At 66.1% G+C, this 16,079-nt stretch carries 15 protein-coding genes; 12 read left to right on the top strand and 3 right to left on the bottom strand.

Annotated elements, in window-relative coordinates:
* The first annotated feature begins 114 nt into the window (after positions 1–114).
* The 7 genes from AC6I21_RS11650 (at position 115) to AC6I21_RS11620 (ending at position 4,905) form a co-directional block, all read left to right on the top strand.
* Positions 115–1,275, top strand: a complete 1,161-nt coding sequence (locus tag AC6I21_RS11650; RefSeq protein WP_497762419.1) for a CpaE-like family protein — start codon at positions 115–117, stop codon at positions 1,273–1,275.
* Positions 1,272–2,513, top strand: a complete 1,242-nt coding sequence (locus AC6I21_RS11645) for a TadA family conjugal transfer-associated ATPase (protein ID WP_396277073.1) — start codon at positions 1,272–1,274, stop codon at positions 2,511–2,513. Before AC6I21_RS11650 ends, AC6I21_RS11645 begins: the two co-directional genes overlap by 4 nt.
* Positions 2,510–3,286, top strand: a complete 777-nt coding sequence (locus tag AC6I21_RS11640; RefSeq protein WP_497762418.1) for a type II secretion system F family protein — start codon at positions 2,510–2,512, stop codon at positions 3,284–3,286. Before AC6I21_RS11645 ends, AC6I21_RS11640 begins: the two co-directional genes overlap by 4 nt.
* Positions 3,283–3,819 (top strand): type II secretion system F family protein, encoded by a 537-nt coding sequence (locus AC6I21_RS11635; protein WP_497762417.1) that lies wholly within the window; start codon positions 3,283–3,285, stop codon positions 3,817–3,819. Before AC6I21_RS11640 ends, AC6I21_RS11635 begins: the two co-directional genes overlap by 4 nt.
* Positions 3,820–3,950: 131 nt before the next feature.
* Positions 3,951–4,175, top strand: coding sequence for a DUF4244 domain-containing protein (locus tag AC6I21_RS11630; RefSeq protein WP_497762416.1), 225 nt, complete (start codon positions 3,951–3,953; stop codon positions 4,173–4,175).
* Between the two features lie 2 nt (positions 4,176–4,177).
* Positions 4,178–4,519 (top strand): TadE family type IV pilus minor pilin, encoded by a 342-nt coding sequence (locus AC6I21_RS11625; protein WP_497762415.1) that lies wholly within the window; start codon positions 4,178–4,180, stop codon positions 4,517–4,519.
* On the top strand, positions 4,516–4,905 hold the full coding sequence (locus AC6I21_RS11620; RefSeq protein WP_138926663.1) for an Rv3654c family TadE-like protein: 390 nt from the start codon (positions 4,516–4,518) through the stop codon (positions 4,903–4,905). The genes AC6I21_RS11625 and AC6I21_RS11620 overlap by 4 nt, the downstream gene beginning before the upstream one ends.
* Positions 4,906–4,912: 7 nt before the next feature.
* Here the strand turns inward: AC6I21_RS11620 and AC6I21_RS11615 are convergent, their stop codons facing one another.
* Positions 4,913–7,246 (bottom strand): DEAD/DEAH box helicase, encoded by a 2,334-nt coding sequence (locus AC6I21_RS11615; protein WP_421014096.1) that lies wholly within the window; start codon positions 7,244–7,246, stop codon positions 4,913–4,915.
* A 166-nt stretch (positions 7,247–7,412) separates the two neighbouring features.
* On the bottom strand, positions 7,413–8,069 hold the full coding sequence (locus AC6I21_RS11610) for a GNAT family N-acetyltransferase (protein ID WP_138176898.1): 657 nt from the start codon (positions 8,067–8,069) through the stop codon (positions 7,413–7,415).
* A 138-nt stretch (positions 8,070–8,207) separates the two neighbouring features.
* Here AC6I21_RS11610 and trhO point away from each other — a divergent pair, with 138 nt between their 5' ends.
* Positions 8,208–9,113 (top strand): oxygen-dependent tRNA uridine(34) hydroxylase TrhO, encoded by a 906-nt coding sequence (gene trhO, locus AC6I21_RS11605; protein ID WP_497762414.1) that lies wholly within the window; start codon positions 8,208–8,210, stop codon positions 9,111–9,113.
* 66 nt (positions 9,114–9,179) lie between these two features.
* Here the strand turns inward: trhO and AC6I21_RS11600 are convergent, their stop codons facing one another.
* Positions 9,180–9,761: a GNAT family N-acetyltransferase gene (locus tag AC6I21_RS11600; protein WP_396277068.1), complete on the bottom strand. Its 582-nt coding sequence runs from the start codon at positions 9,759–9,761 to the stop codon at positions 9,180–9,182.
* Positions 9,762–9,821: 60 nt separating this feature from the next.
* Here AC6I21_RS11600 and AC6I21_RS11595 point away from each other — a divergent pair, with 60 nt between their 5' ends.
* The 4 genes from AC6I21_RS11595 to AC6I21_RS11580 all read left to right on the top strand — a co-directional run bounded on the left by AC6I21_RS11595 (position 9,822) and on the right by AC6I21_RS11580 (position 16,067).
* Positions 9,822–11,393 carry a DUF7059 domain-containing protein gene (locus AC6I21_RS11595; RefSeq protein ID WP_497762413.1) on the top strand — a complete coding sequence of 524 codons (1,572 nt, stop codon included), beginning with the start codon at positions 9,822–9,824 and terminating at the stop codon, positions 11,391–11,393.
* 23 nt (positions 11,394–11,416) lie between these two features.
* The gene (locus AC6I21_RS11590) at positions 11,417–12,067 is read left to right on the top strand and encodes an ArsR/SmtB family transcription factor (protein ID WP_138176910.1); all 651 of its coding nucleotides are present in this window, start codon (positions 11,417–11,419) and stop codon (positions 12,065–12,067) included.
* A 140-nt stretch (positions 12,068–12,207) separates the two neighbouring features.
* The gene (topA, locus tag AC6I21_RS11585; RefSeq protein ID WP_497762412.1) at positions 12,208–15,015 is read left to right on the top strand and encodes a type I DNA topoisomerase; all 2,808 of its coding nucleotides are present in this window, start codon (positions 12,208–12,210) and stop codon (positions 15,013–15,015) included.
* A gap of 29 nt (positions 15,016–15,044) precedes the next feature.
* The gene (locus AC6I21_RS11580; RefSeq protein WP_138176915.1) at positions 15,045–16,067 is read left to right on the top strand and encodes a Ppx/GppA family phosphatase; all 1,023 of its coding nucleotides are present in this window, start codon (positions 15,045–15,047) and stop codon (positions 16,065–16,067) included.
* The last annotated feature ends 12 nt before the right edge of the window (positions 16,068–16,079 follow it).

Here is a 16,079-nt window from a genome sequence, read left to right as displayed (position 1 = left end):
TTGGTGCCCGAGATTTCCCCATTCGGCCGCCTACGACCCTCCAGGCCAGGGGTGGCCGGTCACGGTAGGGGCATGAGATGGCTAGAGAACCTCCGACGGTGTGAACCGGCTGGTGTGGATCAGCGTTTTGTGGCGGTCCCGCCCCCGCCGCTGGCCACCGACCGCGCTGTGCCAATCGCGGCGCCCCAAATGCTTCCGGACCCCGGCCCCGGGCAGGTGCAGGTCCGGGACGCTGCCGCACCCAGCCGCTCAGCGGTGGTGCCGGCGGCCAGCGTTGCCGGGGAGCCAAGCTGTTGGCTGGTGACCAACGACCGCGAACTGATAGATGCGATGGCGATGATTGCCCTGAGCTGCGCCGTGCGTCTGCGCCACTGTCCAGACCCGCAGCAGCTGCCGGAGATGAAGGTGGACGGACCGGTGCTGTGGGGAGCGGACCAGTGCGGTTGGCTTGGGCAGCACGCGCCGGGGACCGGCCAGGTGCTGGTGGGAAGGGATGAACACGCGCAGCAGCTGTGGTTGGCGGCCAGCGCGTGGCCGCAAACCCGGGTGGCGGTGCTGCCGCAGGCGGCCGGATGGCTGGGGGAGTATCTGGGCCAGTGGGCGCTGCGGGCCGGGCACGGGCACACCCTGGCCTTCGCCGCGCTCGCCGGAGGGATCGGCACCAGTTCGCTGGCGTGCCTCAGCGCCCATGCCGGCACGCTGAGCGGACTGGAATCGGTGGTGCTGGACCTGGATCCCCACTCCGGGTCGCTGTGGCCAAAGCTCAGCTGGCAACCGGTCAGCGGGATTGGCTGGGAGCAGCTGCGCGAATCCCGCGGACACCTGGCCCCGCACCAATTTAGGGAAATGCTGCCGCGCTGTGAGGGCACTGCCGTGCTGTCCTGGCGGCAGGATCCCGGAACGTTCGTGATTGACGAGCCGCTGGCGGCACGGGTCTTGGCGGCCGCCCGACAGGCCTTTGACCTGGTGGTCATTGACACTGGTCGATTCATCCACCCGTTGGCCCCGGTGTTGGGGCAGTTTCAGGACCGCATGGTGCTAACCGGTTCGGGGCAAAGCCGCCAGCGTGCAACCGGATACGGGTACGTGCTGTGTGCCGGCACCGGCAGGAGTCCACTGGGGCAGCCCGAGGGGCTGCTGGGGTTCTTTCCCCAGCACGGCGGTGTGCAGCGCTGTGCGGAACGCGGTGAACTGCTGCAGGCACTGCGCTCACGTAGGCTGCGGCAGGCGATTGCCGACTGCGCACTGCTGCCGCTCAAGGAGAGTGGATCGTGAACGGCGGGCGGCACGCCCAGCGGCCGGGCGGCAGCTACCGGCAGGGGCTGGTGGACCAAAGGATCCTGGAGTCGGTGCGGCGCAAGGCGATCCAAAGCGGAGGGAACCTGGACCCGATCGCGCTGGCCGAAGCGGTCACCGAAGCCGGTACGGCCTGGGGTTCGACCGGTTCGGCACAAACCCTACAGAACCTGCGTGATGAGGTGCAGGGTTTGTCGGTACTGGAACAGTTTGCCACCCTGCCCGGTGTCAGCGACGTGCTGGTGGATGGGCGGGGCCAGGTGTGGACCGATTCAGCGCAGGGACTGCGTCTCACCGGGTTCAGCTTCAGCTCCGCCGAGCAGGTGCGCCGGCTGGCCGTGCACTTCGCGTCCCTGGCCGGCAAACGTTTGGACGAGGCGATGCCCTTCGTGGATGTCTCGGTGCGTGGGTACCGGATCCACGCGGTGCTGCCGCCTGTTGCCGTGCAGGGCCCGGTGATCTCCATCCGTGTCAAGCAGGCCGCCGGGCGTGGGCTGGACCAATTGCTGGGGGCCGCCCACCGGTGGTGGCAGCCGCTGCTTCAGGCGGTGGTGAGCACCGAGCAGAACTTCCTGGTCTCCGGGGGCACCGGCTCGGGAAAGACGACCCTGCTGCAGGCCATGCTTGGGCTGGTGGATTCGGGCCAGCGGCTGGTGATCGTGGAGGACACCCACGAATTGCAGGTCGAGCACGAGCATGTGGTGTCGCTGCAGGCGCGCCTTCCAAACGCGGAGCACCGTGGCGAGGTGCGATTAAGCGACCTGGTGATCCAGGCCCTGCGGATGCGCCCGGACCGGCTTATCGTCGGAGAATGCCGCGGTGCGGAGGTGCGGGACTTCCTGGCGGCCATGAATACCGGGCACCAGGGGGCAGCCGGGACGATCCACGCCAATGAACCCGGGGCGGTTCCGGCACGGTTGGCGGCGCTCGGGGCCCTGGCCGGCTGGGATCCGCAGGCCACCGCGCTGCAGGCCAGCAGCGCACTGGACCTGCTCATCCACATGGCACGCGGTCCTGACGGGAGTCGGGCTCCGGTGAAGCTGAGTCGCCTGTTCCTGGGGGAGACCCAGCAGATGCGCACCCAACCGCTGATTGACGCCTCCTTGCACGACCCGCTGCTGCCTGGCACGGAATCATGGCTAAAGGAGCGGTTCGATTCTGCCACCGTGGAGACGATCCTCCAGGCGCTGTACCGCCGACCGGGGAGCGCAACATGACCCTGCTCTCGGTTTTCGGACTGCTGCTGGTGGCGGCCGCCGCCCTGTGGCGTTCCCCTACGCGCCGGCGGCAGCAGCGCGGCGGCCCCAATGCAAACCTGGGAAGGCGGCCGCTGCTGCGCAACGCAACGAGCTTTCATTCCGGGGATACACTCCACCGGCGCTTCTGGCCGGGTCAACGAATCGGCCCGGGTCGGGGTGCAGCGGTGGACGCGCATGCGGAGTCCAGCGTACGGGTGGTGCGCGAACTGGCAGGGCTGCTGCGCAGCGGTAAACAGTTGGACGCCGCCATGCAGTTGCTGCTGCGGATCGAAGCAGGGGAGACAAACCCGGCAGCGCGGGCACTATCGGCACTGTATGTCCAACGCCAGACCCGCTGGACACAGCCCCCAGGCGCGGTTGCCGGCCTGGACGGGGAGGCCGGGCACCTGTTGCGCCAGCTGCACTGGTGTTTTGAGATCTGTGAGCAAAGCGGCGCCCCGCTGGCAGAAGTGCTGGAGCGTTTGGCCGAGGACCTGGAAGCGGCGCAGGATGCACGGCGAACCCTGGATGTCGCGCTGGCCGGTCCCCGGGCCACCACCCGCCTGCTGACCTGGCTGCCCCTGCTCGGTTTGCTGAGCGGGGCGCTCTTTGGCATTGACATTTTCACCGTGCTGGCAGAATCCGCGCTGGCCCGGGTGGCGGTCCTGCTGGGTCTTGGGCTCTGGGCGGCCAACCGGCTCTGGTGCCGGCTGCTGTTAACGCGTTCCACCCGTGAGGCGGTCCGGGGGTGAGAGCGTTGTTCCTGCTGTCCCTGGCCATCAGCGTAATGCTGGCCTTCCGTCCGCCAGCCCGCCAGCAGCGGCCCGGCAGTGGGCGGGAAGGGAAACGAAGAACGAAACCGTCGGCCCAGGATCCGCCGGTGGAACTGGTGCTGGACCTGGCGGCCAGCCTCTTGGAATCGGGGCTGCCGTTGAACCGCGTGCTGCAGATCCTGGGCACCAACATTCCGGATTGTGCGCCGTTGCGTGCCGTGTGTCGTTGCCTGGAGATGAACATGGACTGGAACGACGCTTGGAACGGCACACCCTCCTGGCTGGCGCCGCTGCGCCGGGCGCTATATTTCACCCGCAGTTCCGGAGCGTCCGCCTCCCAGCTGCTGCACAACTCGGCGGCCTTGCAACGGCGCGAGCGGATCGCCACCGCACAGCGGGTCGGTGCCCAGTTTGGGACCAAACTCGTGCTGCCGCTGGGCTTGTGCGCTTTACCGGCGTTCATCGCCTTGGGGGTCATCCCGCTGATCGTCGCGTTGCTGCCCCAGTGGTAATCCCCAATCCGCCACCCGCCCCTGCAGGGGTGGGAGTAATGCCGTGATGGTGGATGGCAGACAGGGTTGATCCCCAACCTTGTCCAACCAACCGGAAATGATTCGGAAAATTACCCTCGAAAGGAACCGACATGAAATCACGGATCAGGAACGCAATGGGTTCCAAGGGTCTACGAGAGCGTCCCGGGGTGCCTGCCGGGATTGAATGGGACGATGAGAGCGGCAGTACGACCGCCGAATTCGCCATGGTGACCCTGGCAGCGGTTGCCTTCGCTGGTTTATTGATCAGCATCCTGTCCAGCGGGGATGTGCGCGGCATGCTGCTGGGCCTGATCAGCAGGGCCCTGAGCCTCTAGCTATGGGGCTGAAAGATGACCGGGGCAGCAGCACCGCAGAACTTGCGGTGCTGCTGCCGGGCATTGCACTGATGCTCAGCCTCACTTTGGGCGTGGGAGTCCTGGGAATGCAGCAGATCCGGGTGCAGCAGGCTGCCTCGGCGGTTGCCCGGGAATTGGCGCGCGGTGAAGAGCCTGCCCAGGCACGGGCCACCGGCAGCCGCCTGGCCGGAGGCAAGGCACGGTTCAGCATTAGCACCGGCGGGTCATTGGCTGAGGTGAAGGTGAGCCGAATCCTGCAGGTGCCCCTGATCGGGACGGTTACCCTGCGCGGCGAGGCCCATGCGTCGTGGGAGCAGAAATGAACAGGTCAGCAACGCTCGGGCAGGATCCGGAACGCGGCAGCGGCACGGTGCTGGGCTTGGCCCTGCTGCTGGTGGGAATATTGGCTTGCGGGGCCATCGCGCTGATCCTATCGGCAGGGCATGCGGCCACCCGGGCTGGAACTGCCGCCGATCTAGCGGCGCTCGCCGCGGCGGATACGGCCCGCGGGCTGCGTGAGGGTGAACCGTGCGCCGTGGCTGTGCAGATCGCCGGCAGCAACGGGGCTGGCGTGGAACATTGCGCCCTGCAAGGCGGTCAGGTGGTGCAGGTATCGGTGAGCGTGCCGGTGGGATTTACCTTCGCAGGCCTGAATGTGTATCAGGCGCGAGCGACCGCGCGGGCAGGGCCGCCGCCACTGTGGAACTGATCAGTTCCTAGCGCCAGTGCCGCGGCTCGATGTCATCCAGCACTGCGCTGAGCAGTAGGATTGCGCCGGCCTTGTTTAGCGGATTGTTCCTATTGCCGCACTTGGGGGACTGGACGCAGCTGGGGCAGCCGTTGGTGCATTCGCAGCTGTCGATGGCATCACGGGTGGCCCGCACCCAACGGACGAATTGTTCAAAACCCCGCTCGGCGAATCCGGCACCGCCGGGCTGGGCATCGTAGACGAAGATTGTTGGCTGCCCAGTGTCCACGTGCAAGGCGGTGGAGACTCCTCCAATATCCCACCGGTCGCTGGTGGCCACCAAGGGCAGCAGACCGATCATCGCGTGCTCCGCCGCATGCAGGGCCCCGGGGAAAAATTCGGGGGTGATTCCCGCATTGATCAGCCGCTGTTCGGTGAGCGTGAACCAGATGGACTTGGTGTGCAGCTCGCGTGCTTCCAGATCCAGCGGCTCCTCGGAGAGTACCTCGTTGGAGGAGACGGACTTGCGCTGGAAGGACACCACCTGGGTGGTGACGATGACTTCTCCAAAGTGGATGGCCAGGTCGCGGTGCTCGCTGCTGCGCTCGGTTCCCTGCACGGCGACCGTGGTGATGTCCCGCGCGGTGGTGTAATAGTCCGGGTTGACGCGGGTGACAACGACGGTATGGTTCTGTTCGTCGAGCTCTTCAACAAAGTAGCTGGAACCCTGGTGGACGTAAATCGCGCCGGGGTGGGCCTGGTAGTGGGTTTGCGGTGAGTCCATGGTGCCAAGGATCGCGCCGGATTCCGCGTCGATGATGTTTACCGGGCCCCCGCCATCGGCGCGGATGGAGAACATGGCCGCCGCGTGCTGGGCGTGGGTCCAAAACCAGCCTGCCGGGCGGCGGCGCAGGTAACCACGGGCCACCAGGGAATCGAGCAGCTCCTCCGAGGTGGGGCCAAACATTTCCAGTTCTTCACTGCGCAACGGCAGTTCCTGGGCTGCCGCACACAGGTGACCGGAGAGCACGTACTTGTTCTGCGGATCGAACACCGTCGCCTCAACGCCCAGGTCAAAGATCGCCTCCGGGTGGTGCACCAGGTAGGTGTCCAGGGGATCTTCACTGGCCACAAAAATGGCCAGGGAACCCTGTCCTGCCCGCCCGGCCCGGCCGATCTGCTGGAAGAAGGAGGCCCGGGTGCCCGGCCAGCCGGCGACCACCACGGCGTCCAGTCCGGCGATGTCGATTCCCAGTTCCAACGCGGAGGTGGATGTGACTGCCAGCAATTTGCCCGAGCGCAGAGCCGATTCGATCTCCCGGCGCTCGGTGGGCAGATAGCCCGAGCGGTAGGCAGCCAGGCGGACGCTGAGCTCGGGGGCGAACTGTTCCAGGTGACGGCGGGTGAGCGTGGCAATCGTTTCGGCGCCGCGCCGGGACTTGATGAAGACGATGCTGCGGGTGTGGTCGGCCATCAAATCGGTGAGGATGGAAGCGCTTTCGGCGATCGCGGTGCGACGAACCGGTGCCCCGTTTTCTCCCACGCGTTCGGTCAGGGGCGGTTCCCACAGCCCAATTACCAGCTCGCCGGAGGTGGAGAAGTCATGGGTCACCGCTTCGGCCTGGGCGCCGATGAGCCGCGAGAAAGACGCTGCCGGGTCGGCGCTGGTGGCCGAGGCGCCGATGAAGACGGGGCCGGACCGGTAGTGCTGGCACACCCGACGCAGCCGGCGCAGCAGGTTGGCCACATGGGAACCAAAGACCCCGCGGTAGGAGTGCGCCTCATCAATGACCACATAGCGCAGTCGCTTGAAGAAGCGGTCCCAGCCCTGATGGTTCGGCAGGATGCCGCGGTGGAGCATGTCCGGGTTGGTGAAGATGAAGTTCGCGTGCTGCCGGATCCATGAGCGGCTGGCCGGGTCTGTGTCGCCGTCATAGCTGGAGGCCCGTACCCCGGGCACCTGCAGGGCCTGCACGGTGGCCAGCTGGTCGGCGGCCAGCGCCTTGGTCGGGCAAATGTACAAGATGGTGGCTTGGGCGTCCCAGTCGTTGGGGGAGGCCTGGCGTGCCCGGTACAGTGCGTCCAGTCCGGGCATCAGGTAGGTCAGGGATTTGCCCGAGGCGGTGCCGGTGGCCACGATCGTGTGCTGTCCCTGATGGATCAGCTCGGCCGCCTGAACCTGGTGCAGCCAGGGCTGGTTGATCCCCAGCCCCTGGAAAATCCCGCGCACCTGCGGGTCAAGCCATTCGGGCCACGGTGCGGTGATTTCATCCTTGGCCGGCACCACGCGGCGGTGCACTACTGCGTCCGGGTCATTGTGCCGTTCGAATGGATCCAGCAGCGCGTTGACGGTCTTGGCCATGGGCTGGGATCACCTCGGTGGTTGGCGGGATGGACGCATGATTGGCAGGGCCGGCGGGGTGCAGCCCCAAGCTCACAGCCGGGGTGAGCACGCGGGCCTGCCCGGTCCGTTAAATGCTACTCGCCGCCGAAGCGGGCTCGGCGGCGAGGGGGCGGACGCGTGCGAGTTAGCCTTTGAAGGCCACAACGCTGCCCAGATTCGTCCAACCCAGTGACGCGTAGAGCTTCTGGCCGTCAACGGAGGCAATCAGCAGGCCTTCGTCCACATCGTGTTCCTGTGCCAAGGAGGCCAGGGCGCGCATGGCCAGGGTGCCCAGGCCGCGGCGGCGGAATTCGGGACCGGTGATGATGCGGTCAAAGATGGCATAACCATTTACTGCCGAGACGTGGCCGGAGGCGGCAACGACTTCCTCGTTATCCTCCGGGTGCAGCGAGACGTAGGCGTGGGTGCCATCGCGTTCAATCTGGAACACGAAGCCATCCGGGGGCAGCGGCACCTCCACGTCGTGGGCAGCCAACTCGGTAACCATCAAAACTTCGTCATCGGCAGCGATCTGCAAACCGACCTCGTTGGCCAGCTCAATCAGCCCCGGAACGTCTTCGGAAAAGGCGGTCAGTCGTCGCGCCGGATGCTTTTTCAGGGTCTCGGCAACGGCCTGCAGTTCCTCGCGGGAGGGGTCGTAGATGACGTACTCCCAGTCCTCGGTGGTGTCGTGCCGCAGCGCCGCATGGACACGGCCTTCATGGCGCGCTTCATAGCCGCGCGCGCCGGACCAGCCTGCAACCCAGGTGCCAATTAGTTCATCGCTTGCGTTTGATGCCATGCTTTGACCCTACCCTGTCTTTCCTAGTAACTCGCTGACAAAGGCCAATCGTTGCTTACTTGAAATCATAGTCAAACTGATGTGACGTTGCTCCACGTAGCACCTGAATGGACGCTAAACCCACTACCCTTATACCTTGTGGCCATTCATCGCATTGTCTTGTATTACGCTTTTACACCGCTGAACGACCCCGAGGCGATCCGCCTGTGGCAGCGCTCCCTTTTGGAGCAGTGGGGTCTGCGAGGACGCATCATCATCTCCAAGGACGGCATCAACGGAACCGTCGGTGGGGAGATCTCCGCGGTGAAGCAGTATGTTAAGGCCACCCGCGAATATCCGGCCTTCAAGAAGATGGACATCAAGTGGTCCGAAGGCTCCGCCGAGGACTTCCCGCGCATCTCGGTGAAGGTGCGCGATGAGATTGTCACCTTCGGGGCACCGGGGGAGCTGCAGGTCGACGCGAACGGCGTCGTTGGCGGCGGCACGCACCTGCGTCCGGAAGAGCTGCATGAACTGGTCGAGGCCAAGCAGAAGGAAGGAACCCAGGTTCAGTTCTTCGACGGGCGCAATGCGTTCGAGGCACAGATTGGCCGGTTCAAGAACGCGATTGTGCCCGAGGTGGACACTACCCGGGACTTCCTGGAAGAGATCGACTCCGGTAAATACGACCACCTCAAGGACCAGCCGATCGTCACCTACTGCACCGGTGGGATTCGCTGTGAGGTGCTCTCGGCGCTGATGATCAACCGTGGCTTCCAAGAGGTCTACCAGATGCAGGGAGGGATCGTGCGCTACGGAGAAAAGTATGGGGATGCCGGCCTGTGGGAGGGTTCGCTGTACGTTTTCGACAAGCGCATGCACATGGAATTCACCGACGACGCGGTGACCATCGGCGAATGCGTGGGCTGCCAGGCGCCGACCAACAAGTTTGAGAACTGCGCCGAGCTCTCCTGCCGCAACCTGCGGCTGTTCTGCACCGAATGCGCCCAGGACGAGCAGCTGCGCCGCTGCCCGACGTGCCAGCAGGCGGCGCTCAGCGCCTAGGCCCGGCTACAGTGTGAAGGCCTGGTGATCCCTGGTGGGGATCTCCAGGCCTTGCTTCGTTTCGGGCTACACCCGGGAAGCGTCGGGCCACAGGTCCTTGGAGGGATCACGCAGCTCGGTCTGCTCTTCCTGCACGTCATAGACCGTGAACCCGCGGGCCTGGTAGTTCGGCAGGGCCTGCTGCCCATCCAGGGAGCAGGTGTGCAGCCACACCCGGCTGACCGGCGCCATCCCGGCATGGCGTTCGTCCAGTGTCCAGGCCCGCCGGATCCCCTCGGTGAGCAGGGCGCCACCCAGCCCCTGGCCGATGGCCTGGGGGAAGAGGCCGAAGTAGAAGATTTCCACCTCGGTCCCGGCGGTGCCGGGCACAGCGGCCAACTCGATGTACCCCTGCGGAGCCCCATGGCGGTAGAGCACATGGGTTTCGGAGCCCGGGGCCCGCAGCTGCTCCAGCCACTGTCGACGGGTGAGCACCAGGCGATCGGCCCAGTGCAGTTCGCTGCCCACCCCCAGGTACAGGAAGCGGGAGAACTCCGGGGTGATCTGCTGGACCCAGTCGATGCGCGCGTCCTCGGGCAGGGGACGCGAGGAGGGGACCAGCTGGGAGGGATCGGTTTGCTGCAGGTAGGTGACGGTGACTAAGGCCATGACCGCATCGTACGCGCCTGCCCCCGGTCATTTCTGCCGCAACTAGCTAGAATCGCAATTGTGACTTCCACCGATTTTGCCGCCGTTGACGACGCCCCACGCAGTGACCAGCAGGCGCTGCTTGATTCCCTGTATTTCGATCTAACCGCACTGGACTTCACGTTCGATGCGATCACGGCCCTGCTCGGGCAGGAAGCGGTGGAGGCGTTCGGCCGCGACCAGATCCCGCCGGCATTGCGCCAGGTGCGCCGGGCGACCCCGAAGCAGTCCGGGCTGGCCACGGTGATTGGGTTGTTCCAGCTGGGCCAGGGCTACCCGGCCGACCGGATCGATGCGGCCTTCAGCCGCACCGGGGTGCAGGGGCTTTTGCGGCTGGGATTGATTGAGCAGCATGGTCCAGGGCTGCGGGCCAGTGTGGCCCTGACCCCACACGCATCGGACAGCTCCGCGGAACTGTGGGTGGCGCACGACCTGGGCGCGCACCAGCGCCCCGGGGTCCTGCGGGCGGACCATGTGCTGGGCATCGGCCAGGCGTCCTTGACCCTGGCGCAGATCACGCTGCGTCCCCAGGTGGACCGGGCCCTGGATTTGGGCACCGGGTGCGGCATCCAGACATTCCACCTGCTGGCCCACTGCCGGCATGTCACGGCCACCGACCTTTCCGTGCGCGCCCTGGCCTTCACCCGGTTTAACCTGCTGCTGAACCACCGGCAGCTGGAGGTGGATCCGGCTCGGCTGGAGGAGCGGGTGAGCCTGCGGTGCGGCAGCCTGTTTGAACCGGTGCAGGGGCGGCGCTTTGACCTGATCGCCACCAACCCGCCCTTTGTCATCACCCCGCGCGCGGAGGACGAAGCGATCTTCACCTACCGTGATGGCGGGATGGCCGGGGACAGCCTGGTCCAGGCCCTGATTTCGCAGCTGCCCAGCTACCTGGAGCCCGGGGGCAGTGCACAGATGCTGGCGAATTGGGAAATCCCGCTGGGCGAGCAGCCCTGGGATCAGCGGATCCGCCCGTGGTTTGATCCGGCATTGGATGTCTGGGTCATCCAGCGGGAGCAGTCCAGCCCCAGCCTGTACGCCGAAACCTGGCTGCGCGATGCCTCCCAGGACCAGGACCCCGAACAGTATCAGCAGGCCTACCAGGCGTACCTGGATGACTTTGCCGGCCGTTCGGTCGCCGGGATCGGGTTCGGCTACGTCTACCTTGGCCTGGCCCGGGACGGGCATCGGCCCGAGCAGCGTTTCGAATCCATCACCCACCCGGTCCAGCAGCCGCTGGCGCCCTTCCTGCAGCGGGACCTGCACACCGCAGCCGAGCTGCGTGCCGCCAACGGGCAATGGGGACAGTGGCACCTGGAGGTCGCGGAGGACGTGACCGAGGAGCGCCACCAGCGCCCGGGCGCCGAACATCCCGGGGTGATCCTGCTGCGCCAGGGCGCGGGACTGCGCCGCAGCGAGGTGCTGGACACCGCCCAGGCCGGGTTCGTGTCCGCCAGTGACGGGGAACTGAGCGTGGACCAGCTGGTCAATGCGCTGGACGCGCTGATCGGGGAGGGGGATGAATCCTTCGCCGATCGCCTGCGTGACGGGGTGGAACGCTTAATCCGGCATGGCTTTCTTCGCAAAGTGTGAAACAAGGACTAAAGTTTTTCGGTATGACACAGAACACATCCGAGAGGCCTGACGAGCACCAGGCCCCTGGGGCCGCGCCGGACCCGAAACTGGTGTCCATCACCGACCCCCAGGCGATTCGCGCGCTGGCCCACGACGCCCGGCTCATCGTGCTCGACGAACTCTTTGCCTCCCAGGCCACCCGCACCGCCACCGAGCTGGCCACCTTGTGCTCGCTGACCCCCAGTGCGATGAGCTACCACCTGCGGGCGCTGGAGAAGTACGGATACGTGGTGCGCGCCGCCAATGAGGGTGATGCGCGCGAACGTCGGTGGAAGGCGGCCGGTGAACGCCTGGAGCTGAACACCCACGACGGTTCGGCCAACGCCAAGACCGCCTACCTGAACGTGCAGCTGAACAACTTCCGCACCCGGCTGAACGCCGAGGTGGCCCGCCGCGAGGCCGAGGCCAAGGCCGGCATCGTGGCCCCCGCGGACCGCCCACCGCTGCTCAGCAGCGGGCTGGTGTTCCTCCCGGAGGACAAGCAGAAGGAATTTAACCGCCGGCTGATGGACCTGATCTACGAATATGAGGCCATGGCCACAGCCGAGGAGCGCAGTATCCACTCCACCCGGATGTTCTACTTGGTATCGTTGTTGCCCGAGTACCCGCATCCTTCCCCGGCCGGGGCGTAGCAAGGACAGGCTGCTGCCCGATGTATGATCATCGGGAATCGTGGCTCAGCACTGGAGCCATGGATGCATCTTGGCGACAACGACAGCGGGTCTGATAGTTTCGGGGTCGGGTTGTTGCCGACACCGTGTGAAGGAGAGCCGTGCCCCCGAAGGCCAAGGAAAAAACCGGTAAGAAGCTCGTCATCGTCGAGTCCCCTGCCAAAGTGAAGTCGATTGCCAAATACCTGGGCGAAGGCTTCGACGTGGACGCCTCGGTGGGGCACATCCGTGACCTTCCCCAGCCCTCGGAACTGCCGACCGAGCTGAAGAAGACCTCGGTGGGCAAGTTTGCGGTCGACCTGGACAACGACTTCGAACCCTACTACGTGGTCTACCCGGACAAGAAGAAGCGCGTCTCCGAGCTGAAGGCCAAGCTGAAGGAAGCCGACGAGCTCTACCTGGCCACAGATGCGGACCGCGAGGGCGAAGCCATCGCGTGGCACCTGCTGCAGGTGCTCAAGCCCAAGGTGCCGGTGCGCCGCCTGGCCTTCACCGAGATCACCAAGGAGGGCATCGAACGCGCCCTGGGCAACATGCGCGAACTGGACACCGACCTGGTGGACGCGCAGGAGACCCGGCGCGTGCTGGACCGCCTCTACGGCTATGAAATCTCCCCGGTGCTCTGGCGCAAGATCGCCCGCGGGCTCTCCGCCGGCCGTGTTCAGTCGGTGGCCACCCGCCTGGTGGTGGAGCGTGAACGCGAACGCATGGCGTTCATCTCCGCCGGCTACTGGGACATCAAGGGCGTCTTCGCCACCGGCAACGCCGAATCCTTTGCCGCCAAGCTTTCCTCCGTGGACGGGGCCCGCGTGGCCTCCGGCCGCGACTTCGATGACCGTGGGCAGCTCAAGAGCTCGCGCAGCGCGGTGACCCACCTTGACGAGGCGGCCGCCCGCTCGCTGGTGGAAAACCTGGCCGAGGCCGATTTCAAGGTCACCTCGGTGGAGGACAAGCCCTACACCCGCCGCCCGGCCGCACCGTTCACCACCTCCACGCTGCAGCAGGAAGCCTCGCGCAAGCTGCGCTGGAGCTCGCGGATCACCATGCAGGTCGCCCAGCGCCTGTATGAAAACGGCTACATCACCTATATGCGTACCGACTCGGTGTTCCTCTCCAACGAGGCCGTGCACGCGGCCCGCACCCAGGCCACCGAACTGTATGGCGCGGACTCCGTGCCCGAGCGTCCGCGCGTCTACAAGGCCAAGACCGATGCCGCGCAGGAGGCCCACGAAGCCATCCGCCCGGCCGGTGACATGTTCCGCCGGCCCAGGGATGTGCGCGCTTCGCTGAGCAAGGACGAGTACACCCTGTACGAGCTGATCTGGAAGCGCACCGTCGCCTCCCAGATGTCCGACGCGAAGGGCTTTACCGCCACCATCAAGCTGGCCGGCACCGCCAGCGACCAGCGGGTGGCCGAGTTCTCCGCCTCCGGCACCGTGATCACCTTCCGCGGCTTCCTGGCCGCCTACGAGGAGGGCAAGGACACCACCCCGGAGGCCGAGGCCAGCGAGTCCGCCGAGGCCCGCCTGCCGCAGCTGAAGGTCGGGGACGGGCTGAACGGCACCGAACTGGAGGCCCTGGGGCACGAAACCACCCCGCCGGCCCGCTACACCGAAGCCTCGATCGTGGCGGAACTGGAAAAGCGGGAGATCGGGCGCCCCTCCACCTACGCGCCGACCATTTCCACCATCATGGACCGTGGCTACGTCACCAAGCGCGGCGGCGCCCTGGTGCCCAGCTGGATCGCTTTCTCGGTGATCCGCCTGCTGGAGGAGCACTTCGCCCAGTACGTGGACTACGACTTCACCGCCCGGCTGGAAGATGACCTGGACGAGATCGCCAAGGGCCAGCGCGCCCGCAGCGACTGGCTGAACCTGTTCTACTTCGGCAGCGACGCGGCCAGCGGGCTGAAGCACGTGGTGGAAAACCTGGGGGACATTGACGCCCGGGCCATCAACTCCATTGCCATCACCGATGACATCGTGCTGCGCGTGGGCAAGTTCGGCCCCTACCTGGAACGCGCCCTGCCCGCCGATGCGGCCGAGGACGCCACCCCGGAGCGCGCGAACGTGCCCGAGGACCTGGCCCCGGATGAGCTGACGGCGGAAAAGGCCGAGGAGCTGTTCGCCAACTCGCAGGTTTCCGAACGCGAGCTGGGGGTGGATCCGCAGACCGGGCGCACCATCCTGGCCAAGGACGGGCGCTACGGGGCCTACGTCACCGAGGTGATCCCGGAGCCGACCGCCGAGGAACTGGCCGCCCAGCCGGTGGAGTACTACAAGAACGGCAAGCCCAAGCCGCCGAAGAAGCCGGCCAAGATCAAGCCGCGCACCGGTTCGCTGTTCAAGTCAATGAGCATTGAGACCGTCACGCTGGAGGAGGCGCTGAAGCTGCTGAGCCTGCCGCGCGTGGTGGGCACCGATGCCGAGGGTGAGGAAATCACGGTGCAGAACGGGCGCTTCGGCCCGTACCTGAAGAAGGGCAGCGACTCGCGTTCCATTGAATCCGAGGAGCAGATCTTCACCATCACCCTGGAGGAGGCGCTGGCGATCTACGCCCAGCCCAAGCAGCGCGGCCGGCGTGCCGCGGTGCCGCCGCTGGCCGAATTCGGCACCGACCCGACCAGTGAGAAGAACATCGTGGTCAAGGACGGCCGCTTCGGACCGTACATCACCGACGGGGAAACGAACATCACCGTCCCGCGAGGCACCGCGATCGAGGAGCTGACCCGGGAAAAGGCCATCGAGCTGCTGGCCGAGAAACGGGCCCGCGGCCCGGTCAAGCGCAAGAGCGCCGCCAAGAAGGCCCCGGCCAAGAAGGCGACGACCACCAAGAAGAGCACCACGAAGGCCTCCACGGCAAAGAAGGCCACCACGGCCAAGACCACCGCGAAGAAGACCGAGAAGTAGCGCAGGCTACCCGACGCGAAGGACATCTGATGAGGCTGGGCGTACTGGACATCGGTTCGAACACCGTGCACCTGCTGCTGGTGGACGCCTACCCCGGCGCCCGGCCCAACCCCTACGCGTCGCACAAGCGCCCGCTCTCCCTGGTGCAGTACCTGAACGAGTACGGGGCCATCACCGAGGAGGGGCAGCGCGAACTGATCGGCTTCATCACCGAGGCCTCCCGGTTCGCGCGCAGCCACCGGGTGGAGGACTTCATGGCGTTCTGCACCTCCGCGATCCGCGAATCCTCCAACGGCGCCCACGTGTTGGAACGCGTGGAGGCCGAGACCGGGGTGAAGCTGCTGGAGCTTTCGGGTGAAGAGGAAGCGGGCATGACGTTCTATGCGGTGCGCCGCTGGTTCGGCTGGGCCTACGACTCGATCCTGAACCTGGACATGGGCGGCGGTTCGCTGGAACTGGCCCTGGGCAACGATGAATTCCCGCAGGTGGCCTACTCGGTGCCGCTGGGCGCCGGGCGGCTGACCCGCGAATGGCTGCCCGATGACCGGCCCACCCCCAAGCAGGTCAAGGAGCTGCGCACCTATGTGCGCGATGTGCTCTCGGACCCCACCACGGAGCTGGCCCAGTACGGCAAACCGTCCCTGGCCACCGCCACCTCCAAGACCTTCCGCTCCCTGGCCCGGATTACCGGGGCCGCCCCCAGCACCGAGGGGCCCTATGTGAAGCGGGTGCTGGAACGCGAAAGCCTGAAACTGTGGACGAACCGGCTGATGGCCATGAGCTGGGAGGAACGCGCCGAACTGCCCGGGGTTTCCCAGGTGCGGGCCCCGCAGCTGCTGGCCGGCGCGTTGGTGGCGATCGAGGCCATGAAGAAACTGAAGATCAAACACCTGCGCATTTGCCCGTGGGCGCTGCGCGAAGGGCTGATGCTGCGCCGTTTTGATCATGTCTTGTTTGACTCTTCGACTCCGCTAAGTAGTAGCGTGGGAGTTGGAGAGGTAGCGCTCGGTGCCGGGATGGGGCAACTGCCCGCACCCGCGGAAACGAATTAGCCCCGGCTCGGG

It is taken from the genome of Glutamicibacter sp. St.4D3 (assembly GCF_059728615.1).
This window is presented reverse-complemented; position numbering and strand designations above follow the sequence as displayed.